1 protein-coding gene is annotated in these 603 nt (G+C 51.7%); it reads left to right on the forward strand.

What is annotated here, in order from left to right:
- Positions 1–183: 183 nt before the first annotated feature.
- Positions 184–603 (forward strand): hypothetical protein (locus HCK86_RS23900; RefSeq protein WP_176086998.1); only part of this gene is annotated, 420 nt, incomplete at its 3' end.

Genomic DNA, 603 nt, shown 5'->3' on the forward strand with positions numbered 1-603 from the left:
AAGCAGAATTGACCTTTGTCGTGAAATGGCAGGGCAAGTTCGCATTTTTCCAATAGAGACAAAAGTGAGCGGGGTTTCGCGACGCTTTTTAGTCAACCGCGTCCTCTGTCTGTGACCGAGAGTCTGTTTTGCATCGGTGCGAAGCATGTGCGTGTCACCGTGAAAAGCAGCCAAGGTAATTTTATGACGAAACCTATTTCGCCATGTGCATTCAGCCCTTCGAAAAATCGACTCGAGCAGTTTTCGCGACCCGCAACAGGTTGGCTGCGCCGAAACGCCGGAACTCTCTGGCGGACCGTATCGACGACAACGCTGGTTCTCTGTCTTCTCAATGCACCCCAAATCGCGCGGGCGGATGATGTGTCGGATGCCAGCACAAATCTTACCAATGCCATCGACACCTATGCTGCTGACCCGACGAGCGCGAATAAAGACGCCGTCAACACGACATTTGAAACCTATAATAACGCCGTAGAAACCAATGCCACGACGACCTATTCCTCAGATACAACCATCAGCAGCCGGACGGTGGTTTCCGGAGAATCCGTTATCTATGTCGAGGATGGAGCGACGCTGACCTATGAAAATTCGTCGACCTCAAGC

This window comes from Martelella sp. HB161492 (assembly GCF_013184775.1).
In the GTDB taxonomy this organism is placed as follows: Bacteria; Pseudomonadota; Alphaproteobacteria; order Rhizobiales; family Rhizobiaceae; genus Martelella.